Annotated in this window: 8 protein-coding genes and 2 pseudogenes; 9 read left to right on the top strand and 1 reads right to left on the bottom strand. The window is 63.9% G+C overall.

Features of this window, described 5'->3' with window-relative positions:
• Nucleotides 1-89: 89 nt before the first annotated feature.
• The 7 genes and pseudogenes from ABIB99_RS35450 to ABIB99_RS35420 form a co-directional block, all read left to right on the top strand.
• Nucleotides 90-929 (top strand): annotated as a pseudogene (locus ABIB99_RS35450) (MFS transporter); the annotation flags it as partial.
• A gap of 120 nt (nucleotides 930-1,049) precedes the next feature.
• Nucleotides 1,050-1,877 (top strand): 3-oxoadipate:acetyl-CoA acetyltransferase, encoded by an 828-nt coding sequence (locus ABIB99_RS35445; protein WP_354180131.1) that lies wholly within the window; start codon nucleotides 1,050-1,052, stop codon nucleotides 1,875-1,877.
• 145 nt (nucleotides 1,878-2,022) lie between these two features.
• A complete protein-coding gene (locus ABIB99_RS35440) occupies nucleotides 2,023-3,228 on the top strand; it encodes an MFS transporter (RefSeq protein WP_354180129.1) in 1,206 nt (401 codons plus the stop codon).
• A 137-nt stretch (nucleotides 3,229-3,365) separates the two neighbouring features.
• Nucleotides 3,366-4,052 (top strand): outer membrane protein, encoded by a 687-nt coding sequence (locus tag ABIB99_RS35435; protein ID WP_354180127.1) that lies wholly within the window; start codon nucleotides 3,366-3,368, stop codon nucleotides 4,050-4,052.
• Nucleotides 4,053-4,270: 218 nt separating this feature from the next.
• A complete protein-coding gene (locus ABIB99_RS35430; protein ID WP_208087446.1) occupies nucleotides 4,271-5,500 on the top strand; it encodes a CaiB/BaiF CoA transferase family protein in 1,230 nt (409 codons plus the stop codon).
• 226 nt (nucleotides 5,501-5,726) lie between these two features.
• Nucleotides 5,727-5,942 carry a hypothetical protein gene (locus tag ABIB99_RS35425; protein ID WP_014494475.1) on the top strand — a complete coding sequence of 72 codons (216 nt, stop codon included), beginning with the start codon at nucleotides 5,727-5,729 and terminating at the stop codon, nucleotides 5,940-5,942.
• Nucleotides 5,943-6,146: 204 nt separating this feature from the next.
• Nucleotides 6,147-6,540, top strand: a pseudogene (locus ABIB99_RS35420) (RidA family protein).
• Nucleotides 6,541-6,543: 3 nt separating this feature from the next.
• Here ABIB99_RS35420 and ABIB99_RS35415 read toward each other — a convergent pair.
• Nucleotides 6,544-7,206, bottom strand: a complete 663-nt coding sequence (locus tag ABIB99_RS35415; protein ID WP_354180124.1) for a TetR/AcrR family transcriptional regulator — start codon at nucleotides 7,204-7,206, stop codon at nucleotides 6,544-6,546.
• Nucleotides 7,207-7,415: 209 nt separating this feature from the next.
• On the opposite strand from ABIB99_RS35415, the gene ABIB99_RS35410 reads away from it, so the two are divergent.
• Both ABIB99_RS35410 and ABIB99_RS35405 read left to right on the top strand, forming a co-directional pair.
• On the top strand, nucleotides 7,416-8,651 hold the full coding sequence (locus tag ABIB99_RS35410; protein WP_063982561.1) for an acyl-CoA dehydrogenase family protein: 1,236 nt from the start codon (nucleotides 7,416-7,418) through the stop codon (nucleotides 8,649-8,651).
• 131 nt (nucleotides 8,652-8,782) lie between these two features.
• Nucleotides 8,783-9,841 (top strand): phosphotransferase family protein, encoded by a 1,059-nt coding sequence (locus ABIB99_RS35405; protein WP_063982562.1) that lies wholly within the window; start codon nucleotides 8,783-8,785, stop codon nucleotides 9,839-9,841.
• The last annotated feature ends 148 nt before the right edge of the window (nucleotides 9,842-9,989 follow it).

Raw genomic sequence — 9,989 nt, 5'->3', positions numbered from 1 at the left:
CTCCGACGACCCGAGCGCTACCAGCAGAGCACGCCGATCAAAGGGGTCCCTTTTGGATGCCGCTAGGGGGTCCCAGTCGAACGCCGATTGACAGCTGGGGATGGCGGATTCCGTTCCTGCTCAGCTTCTTCGTCATTGTCGCAGGCTACATCATTCGTCGCGAAGTCGACGAAACCCCTGCCTTTGCGCAAGAGGGCGCACGGGGAGAAACGCCGCGGTCGCCCATTGTTCAGGCCATCAAGCTGAGCTGGCGCGACATGCTCAGGGTCATCTGCATGGCTCTGATGAACGTCATCCCGGTCGTTGCGACCATCTTCGGTGCGGCCTACGCGGTGCAGCCGGCCTATGGCATCGGTTTTGCCAAGGACGTCTATCTGTGGATCCCGGTCCTCGGAAATATGCTGGCCATATTCGTCATTCCCTTCGTCGGCAATCTCTCCGACAAGGTCGGTCGCAAGCCTCCGATCATCGTGGGCGCGCTGCTCTCAGGCTTGCTTGCCTTCGTCTATCTCTATGCCATCAGCATCAGGAATGTGCCGCTGGCGATCCTGGTGTCGCTGCTGATGTGGGGCGTCGTCTATCAGGGCTACAACGCGATCTTCCCGAGCTTCTACCCGGAGCTGTTTCCGACCCGCACGCGGGTGTCGGCGATGGCGATCTCGCAGAACATCGGAACGACCATCACCGCGTTGCTTCCGGCCCTGTTTGCGACCGTGGCGCCTCCCGGCTCGGACAATATCCCCTTGACGGTGGGAGCGATCGCCTTCGGTATCACTGTCATCGCGGCGCTGGCGGCCGTCACGGCCCGGGAGACCTATCGGGTCAGTATCGACGATCTCGGCAATCCCAAGGCCGTTCCGATGCCGCGGGCCGACTATGAGCGGCAGCGTGCGGAGGCGGCGAGCGGTGCGGCCGCAATTCCGACCTGAAGGGCACGCAAGGGGCCTGCCGCTGCGATCGATGATGTTTGCAGCGGCAGGGCTCCATGCGTTACTTGAGTGCCTATTCGAACTCCGTGCGCGCGAGCGCGATCATCATGAGGTCAAGGGATGAACCCCGTTGTTGTTGCTGTCGCCATCACCGGCTCCGTTCCGCGCAAGAAGGACAATCCCGCCGTGCCGATCTTGCCCTCCGAGCAGATCGAGTCGACGCAGGAGGCCTTCGAGGCCGGCGCCACGCTTGCCCATATCCATGTTCGCAACGATGACGAGACGCCGTCCTCCGACCCCGAGCGTTTTGCCCTGGTGCAGGAAGGCATCAAAAAGCACTGCCCCGGGATGATCGTTCAGTTCTCGACGGGCGGGCGAGGCCGCGATCCCTCGGCGCGGGGATCATCGCTTTATCTGAAGCCGGACATGGCCTCGCTGTCGACAGGATCGGTGAACTTTCCGACGATCGTCTATGAGAACGGCGCCGCCCTGGTCGAGACTCTCGCGACCGGCATGAAGACAAATGGCATCCGCCCGGAAATCGAGATCTTCGATCTGTCGCATCTACACGGTGCGCGGCGTCTGATCGAGGCGGGGCTGATGGACTCGCGTCCGCACGTGCAATTCGTCATGGGCGTCAAGAACGCGATGCCTGCGGACGAGCATGTCCTCGACATCCTCCTGGGAGAGCTGAAGCGGCTGATCCCGAAAGCGACGTGGACGGCGGCCGGGATCGGACGCCATCAAGCCGAGGTCATGGGCTGGGCGCTTGCGCGCGGCGCCGACGCGGTGCGCACCGGGCTCGAGGACAATATCAGGATCGACAAGGCGCGCCTGGCCGCCAGCAACGCTGAGCTCGTGACCATCGCCGCCGAAGCTGTCGCGCGCCACGGCCGGCGCGTCGCGACCGCGGCCGAGGCGCGATCCGTGCTCGGGCTCGCGGGGTAGAGGCTACTGCCTCCTGCTGACATGCTCCCGGCCGCCTTCTGCCATTCGGCGGCCGGCGTTCCGCTGCGCCAGGACTTCCGTTATCAACGCTCCCGCTATGACGTGTCTGTGCGCACGCATGCAGCTGGGGCAGGCGACGATCGGAATGCGGTTCTTGAAATCTGACGGCAGGCTCATCGGGGTCCTGCTGGTGCTTGCAATCACCCAGCTCATTGGATGGGGCACGATCGGCCTTCCGCCGATCGTGGGCCGTGACCTCGCGGCCGATCTCGGCATGAGTCTGCCGATGGTGTTTGCGGGCACCTCGACGCTTTATGTCACCATGGGCCTGTGCGCGCCTTGGCTAGCGAAGGCTTTTGCGCGGCACGGCGCACGCAAGGTGATGATGGTGGGCACCGTCGTGGCCGTGCCGGGCTATGTCCTTCTGTATTTTGCGCGCGAGCCGATGCTCTATTTCGTGGCCTGGGTCATCCTCGGCATGGGCGGCAGCGCCACACTGTCGACCGGCGCCTATATCATGCTCAACGAGGTCGCCGGGCGACAGGCCAAGAGCGCGATTGGTGCGCTCATGCTGGTGACGGGACTGTCCGGCAGCATCTTCTGGCCGACCACCTCGTTCCTGAGCGGCCATTTCGGTTGGCGCGGCACCTGCCTCGTCTACGCCGCCATGCTGTTTCTCGTTTCGCTTCCGCTTTATGCTTTCGCAACTCCGCGCCGGGCCGTCGCGAAGGAGGGGGGCACCGCTCCCGCAAAACATGCCAGTGCGCTGTCGATTCCGCGGAGCACGTTCGGCCTCGTCGTCGCGGCGATTACCGTCAATGCCTTCGTCACTTTCGGCCTGAGTGCCGTTTTCATCGAATTGCTGCGGGCCGAGGGGCTAGCGCCGGCGCAGGCGATCGCCTTCGGCTCGATGCTCGGCGTGATCCAGGTCAGCGCCCGCGGGCTCGACTTCCTCGGCGGCGGGCGCTGGGACGGCATTACGACGGGGCTTGTCGCCGGCACGGCGCTGCCCGTGGCCATGCTGCTCTTGATGCTGAGCGAGGGGGCGACCTGGGCGGTCGCGGTCTTCATCCTGCTCTACGGCGCCGGCAGCGGCGCCATGGCGGTGGCGCGGGCGACGATCCCGCTGGTGTTCTACGACCAGGCCGAGTTCGCCAAGGCGTCGTCAATGATCGCGCTGCCGCTCAATCTCGCCTCCGCCATCTCGCCGCCCGTTCTTGCCGGCCTGCTCACCCAGTACGGCAGCCGCGGCGCGCTCGGTCTCACCTTCGTCTGCTCCTGCGCAGCGGTGCTGATCCTGGTTCTGCTCGGCCGCCGCCGACCGCAGGTGGCCGCGGCCGGTGTGGTGTGAGGTCGGCGGCACGTCGGTTGCCGCGAGTTGCCGGTCGCTTCCTATTCGTTTTCACCGAGTGTCGCCCGGCCGCCACAGCAAAAGCGGGGGGAACCCGCTAGAGTTGGAATCGTCAATCCCATGGGCTGGAATTTGCAATGAAACGCACGCTGATCTGCCTCGCCGCGCTGGCCTGCTCCGCCGTCGCTGCGGATGCTGCCGACTTGCCCGCTAAGGCAGTGCGCTCTGTCGCCGTGTCGCCCTTCGCATGGACTGGCTTCTATGCAGGTGTCCAAGGTGGTTACGCGTGGAGCCAGGATCGCACTGTCGAATTCTTCTTGGGCGGGCCTCCGACCGGCTTCACGCATGGGTTCCGCGCGGCCGGCGGCTTCGGCGGTGTCCATGTGGGCTACAACCATCAATTGGACAGGCTCGTTGTTGGCCTTGAGGCCGATGTAGACGTGGGCCCGGTGAACGGCGGATTTAACATCCCGTTTTTCCGATACGACGCGCGCAAGGAGTGGGAGGCCTCCGTTCGCGGACGGCTCGGCTTTACACCGACTGAGCGCCTGCTGCTCTATGTGACGGGTGGCTTGGCGTTCACCGAGCTGAAGTACCGGTGGACGTCGACATTGGCAGTTCCCACGGTGGATGCCGACATTTCGAAGACCGGATGGACCGCAGGCGTCGGCGGAGAAGCGGCGCTGACCAATCGGGTTACGGCGCGCCTGGAATATCGCTATAGCGATTTCGGCACGTCCCGCTTCGACTGGCCCGACGTCGGGAGCTACGAGCAGCATCCTCGCTTCCAGTCCGTGCGCGGTGGAATCAGCGTCAGGTTCTAGCCGTCATCAGCGGCGCGGATCGCCGTGGCGGAGCGCCGGCGCAGGCGCGATAGCCGTGGCGCGGAAATTCGCCCGCCGCAGGGCCGCTCCTGCTGCCGGGCGATGGATAGCCGTATGCCCCGAACGCAGTGCTCAGAACTCCAAAATGGTGTATCCGCAGGGAGCGCGGCCAGGGCTTAAGGCCGCCGCGCCAATATCAGTTCCCGGAGGAAATCGACATGTCGGCCTTGCCGCTCTCAGGCATCAAGATCCTTGATCTCACCCGCGTGCTGGCCGGGCCCCTGTCGGCCCAGATGCTGGGTGATCTCGGCGCGGAGGTGATCAAGATCGAGCGGCCGGGCACCGGTGACGACGCGCGCGCCTTCGGCCCGCCTTATCTGACCGACCCCGAGGGCAAGGCCAACAACAACAACTCGTTCTACCTTTGCGCCAACCGCAACAAGAAGTCGGTCACCGTCAACATCGCCAAGCCCGAGGGGCAGGCGATCATCCGCGCGCTCGCCAAGGACGTCGACGTCTTCATGGAGAACTACAAGGTCGGCGACCTCAAGCGCTACGGCCTCGACTACGAGACGATCAAGGCGATCAACCCCGGCATCATCTATTGCTCGGTGACCGGCTTCGGCCAGACCGGCCCCTACGCGCCGCGCGCCGGCTATGACGCGATCCTGCAGGCGATGGGCGGCCTGATGAGCGTCACCGGCCATATCGACGGCGAGCCCGGCGAGGGTCCGATGAAGGTCGGCCCGTCGATCGTCGACTACATGACCGGCATGAACACCTCGATCGGGATTCTCTCGGCGCTGTACCATCGCGACGCCAATGACGGGCAGGGACAGCACATCGACGTCTGCCTGTTCGATACCGTCATCGCATCGCTGTCGCACTGGCTGCAGATCTACCTCGTCAACGGCAAGATGCCGCCGCGCCGCGGCACCTGGGGCAATGGCGGCATGCCGGCCGGCGTATTCCGCTGCACCGACGGCGAGCTGATGCTGGTGGTCGGCAATGACGGCCAGTTCCAGCGCACCTGCGCCGTGCTCGGCGAGCCCGAGCTCGCCAACGACAAGCGCTTCGTCAAGAACAACGACCGCGTCGTGCACGGCAAGGAAATCATGGCGATCTTTGCCGGCCTGTTCCTGAAGCAGCCGGTGGCCTACTGGTTGGACAAGCTGGAGGAGGCCGGCGTGCCGTCAGGCCCGATCAACAATTTCGAGCAGGTGTTTTCCGATCCGCACGTCCAGTCGCGCGGCATGCGGGTGAAGGTCGATCATCCCTTCGAGCCCGATCTGTCGCTGATCCGCAACGCGCTGACCCTCTCGGAGACCCCGATCAAGAACTACCGCGCCCCGCCGCTGCTGGGCGAGCACACCCAAGAGGTGCTCGGCGGCAAGCTCGGCTATGATGCCGGCAAGATCGAGCAGCTGAAGCAGCAGGGGATCATCTAGCTTCGCTTCCTGATCCTCCCAGGGGCGTGCCGGCGAAGACCAATGCGGAGTTGGTCGCGCATGTGACAGCGATCCTGACCAGCCTCGGAGCGACGGTTGCGCGATGCCAGGCCTTGCCCGAGGCTTGCGTGCAATCCCCAGATGAACCCGGTCCGTACTCGCACAGGCTTCCGCTTTGCGCGCGACTCTGATGCGATCATCCCGACGCAAGTCCGGGAGGGAACGCATGTCCTACACGATCGGGTTTCAAGCCAAGGACCAGAAGGCAATTCTGGCGACCGAGGCAGCAACGGCCAATCAGGCCGTCGCCATCATCGCCGCGCTGCGGCAAAGCGCCGACGAAATAAAGTTCATCCGTTCGCCCCAGGAAGGCGAGATGGGTATCGAGATGCTGCTGCTGCTCGCCAAGGAAGAGGCCGAGGAGATGCCGCAGCGGGTGTAAAGCACGATCCGGAAAACTGCGCAGCGGTTTTCCCTCGCGACAAACGCGGAACGCGTTTGCGCGGAGATCATGCTCAAACAAAAACTAGAGCGCGATCTCATCGCGCTTTAGGCTCGCAACCACACTTCGAGCTTTAGCGAAGCATGCCGGCTGCAGAATAATGTAGCAAGGCGCCAGTCTCGCTCGAACCGAAGGTGGCCGCCGATGAAACGCGAAGCGCTCCACGTCGAACCGATCTCGTCCTTTCTCGACCGCGTCAAGGCGCCGACCTCGCCGGTCACGCGCGCCGGCAACATGATCTTCGTCGCCGGCCTGCCGCCGTTCGACCCCGAGACGGGCGAGATCGGGGGGGATGCCAATCGCGCGGCAGAGCGAGATCATCATGGAGCAGATGAAGCTCTGCCTCGAGACGGCAGGCGCCTCGCTCGACAATGTCATGAAGTGCAACGTCTACTGCACCTCGACCAAACACTTCGCCGTCTTCAACGCGATCTATGCGCGCTATTTCCCGATCGATCCGCCGGCGCGCATCTTCGTCTGCACCCCGGAATGGTTCGGCCCCTTCGACGTCGAGATCGACTGCATCGCGATGATGTGAGCGCTAACGCGCGACAACCCGTGACGGCGCCTTCGTCTCGGTCCGCCCCGCCGTCAGCGCCATCGTCGCGACGCTGACGACGCGCGCGACGACGTCCTCGACATCGTCGAGATCGCATTTGCCTTCCGACAGCTTCGTCAACCGCTCGCTCTCGCGGATGGTGTGGTGCGCCATGGCGAGCGCGAAGTTCAGGCCCCAATAGATATCGACGTCGCTGCGGTCGGGCAGGGAGCGCCGCATGGCGCCGGCGAATTTCCGCAAATGATCGATCTCGCGATTCTTGATGCGGCGGATCGGCGGCACGGATTCGATCGAGGCGCGGATCATGAAGCGCGCCGCGGTGGAGCGCTGGTTTTCCGGACCCAGGCAGCCGCGCAAGGTCGGGCCGACCAGGGCGCGCAAGATCACCTCGATCGGCGCGCGACCGCCGCCTTGTTCTTCCGCGGCCTTCAATTCGCGCAGGCGTTCGCGGTTGGTGGCGATCGAGCGCGTGACGAACAGCTCCGCGATCAATTCGTCCTTCGAGCCGAAATGATAATTCACCGCTGCGAGGTTGACGTTGGCCTCCGCGACGATGTCGCGCAGCGTCACGTCGCCAAAGCCGCGATCGGCATAAAGCCGTTCGGCGGCGGCGAGAATGGCAGACCTCGTATGATCGCTGGCCATGGATGCCCCTCAGGGAGGGAGTTGCAATTCAAACACTTGTATGAAACTATCGTTTGAAGGCCGGAGAAAGTCAATCCGCAATCGAGACTCGTTCGCAGCGCGCGGACGGGTTCCGAAGCGTCCGCAGGCATTCGTGCTTGCGGACCGCGTGCGGCGGGAGGACAGTCCGGCGCAAAACAGCTTTGCAAAGAGAGACCGAGGAGCGTCCCATGGATTTCGATCTGTCCCCCAAGCAGAAGGAATGGCTCGACCGCGTGCAGTCGTTCATGACCAAGCACGTGCGTCCGGCGGTGCCGATCTATAACGAGCAGGATCACAGCGGCGAGCGCTGGAAGGTGATCCCGGTTCTGGAGGACCTCAAGAAGAAGGCGAAGGCCGAAGGCCTCTGGAACATGTTCATGCCGCCGAACGAGCATGAGGACGACGAATTCCGCGGCGCGGGATTGACCAATCTCGAATACGCGCTGCTGTCGGAGCAGATGGGCCACATCTCCTGGGCTTCGGAAGTGTTCAACTGTTCGGCGCCCGACACCGGCAACATGGAAGTGTTCATGCGCTACGGCTCCAAGGAGCAGAAGCGCAAATGGCTGCGTCCGCTGATGGACGGCGAGATCCGATCGGCGTTCCTGATGACGGAACCGGCGGTCGCCTCGTCCGACGCCACCAACATCGAGACCAGCATCGAGAAGGACGGTGATCACTACGTCATCAACGGCCGCAAATGGTGGTCGTCCGGCGTCGGAGATCCGCGCTGCAAGATCGCGATCCTGATGGGCAAGACCGATTTCAAGGCGGCCAAGCACCAGCAGCAGTCGCAGATCCTGGTTCCGCTCGACACTCCCGGCATCAAGGTTGAGAAGATGCTGCCGGTGTTCGGCTTCGACGATGCGCCGCACGGCCACGCCCAGGTGCTGCTCGAGAATGTGCGCGTGCCCAAGGAGAACATCCTGCTGGGCGAAGGCCGCGGCTTCGAGATCGCGCAGGGCCGCCTCGGTCCCGGCCGTATCCACCACTGCATGCGCACCATCGGCAAGGCCGAGGAGGCGCTCGAGAAGATGGTGAAACGCCTGATGTCGCGCACCGCGTTCGGCAAGAAGATCGTCGAGCACAGCGTATGGGAGCAGCGCATTGGCGAGGCCCGCACCAACATCGAGATGACGCGTCTGCTCTGCCTCAAGGCCGCCGACATGATGGACAAGGTCGGCAACAAGACCGCGCAGGCCGAGATCGCCATGATCAAGGTCGCAGCACCCAACATGGCGTTGAAGATCATCGACGAGGCGATCCAGGCCTTTGGCGGCGCGGGCGTTTCGGACGAGGCGGGGCTTGCCAAGGACTATGCCGGCATCCGCACGCTGCGGCTCGCCGACGGTCCGGACGAGGTGCACAATCGCGCCATTGCAAGGCTCGAAGTTCGGAAGTATGCCAATTCTCCCAAGCATTAAGAGGGAGAGCCCTGCGGCGCTCCCGACTTGAAAAAGACGACAGGGCTGATCCGCATTCGGTGACCGCTTGACGCAAGTGCGTCAGCGGTTACCGATTAGGATTATGTTCGGACTGAAGAGGGAGCGTCATCGTGGCTGACGGCGTCAGGAAAGACGAAGAGTTCTCGGGCACCAAGCCGGTCGAGGAGCGGCATCGCTTCGACGAGATGCGGCTCGAAGCCTGGATGCGCGACAACGTCGAAGGCTATGAGGGCCCGCTGGTCGTGCTCCAGTTCAAGGGCGGCCAGTCCAATCCAACCTACCGGCTGAACACGCCGAACCGCTCCTACGTGATGCGCCGCAAGCCGTTCGGCAAGCTACTGCCGTCGGCGCACGCGGTCGACCGCGAATACCGCGTCATCGCAGCCCTTGGAAAGCAGGGCTTTCCGGTCGCGCGCGCCTACGCGCTGTGCCAGGACGACAGCATCATCGGCGCGGCCTTCTACATCATGTCGATGGAAGACGGCCGGGTGTTCTGGGATCCGACGCTGCCGAGCCAGACGCCGGAGGACCGCCGCAAGATATTCACCAGCAAGATCGAGACGCTGGCAAAACTCCACATGTACGATCCCGTAGCGATCGGCCTCGGCGAGTTCGGCAAGCCCGGCAACTACTTTGCGCGGCAGATCGACCGCTGGACCAAGCAGTACCGGGCGTCCGAGACGCAGCACATTCCGGAGTTCGAGAAGGTCGCCGAATGGCTGCCCAAAACCGTGCCGGAGCAGGCGCGCGTCTCGATCGTCCACGGCGACTATCGCCTCGACAACATGATTTTCCATGCGACGGAACCGCGCGTGCAGGCCGTGCTCGATTGGGAACTGTCGACGCTCGGCGATCCCATGGCCGACTTCACCTATCTGTTGATGCAGTGGATCATGCCGGGCCTGGAGGGCGCCGACCTCAAGGCGCTCAACATCCCGAGCGTGGAAGAGGCTGCGCAGATCTATTGCAACGTCACCAAGATGACGGTGCCTGATCTCAACTGGTATTTTGCCTACAACCTGTTCCGCCTCGCCGGCATCACCCAAGGCATCGCCGGCCGCGTTCGCGACGGCACCGCGGCCAATGCCAAGGCGCTGGAGTCAGCCAAGCGCACCGTGCCGCTGTCGAAGGCGTCGTGGGAGTACGCGCAGAAGGCGGGCGCGGTTTAGACACACAAAGGCGCGGCTGATGGCCGCGCCTTTTCGCTTTGTGGTTCGCCGTCTCCACACTTTCGGTGTCATTGCCCGCGAGAGCGGGCAATCCAGTATCCCAGAGACAGCGCGTGGACGCAGAGGAGCCGCGGCGTACTGGATGCGC

Origin of the sequence: Bradyrhizobium sp. LA6.1 (assembly GCF_040547805.1) — a bacterium.
GTDB lineage: Bacteria > Pseudomonadota > Alphaproteobacteria > Rhizobiales > Xanthobacteraceae > Bradyrhizobium > Bradyrhizobium barranii.
Note: the sequence above shows the minus strand (reverse complement) of the source record. Positions and strands in the feature narration are given on the sequence as shown.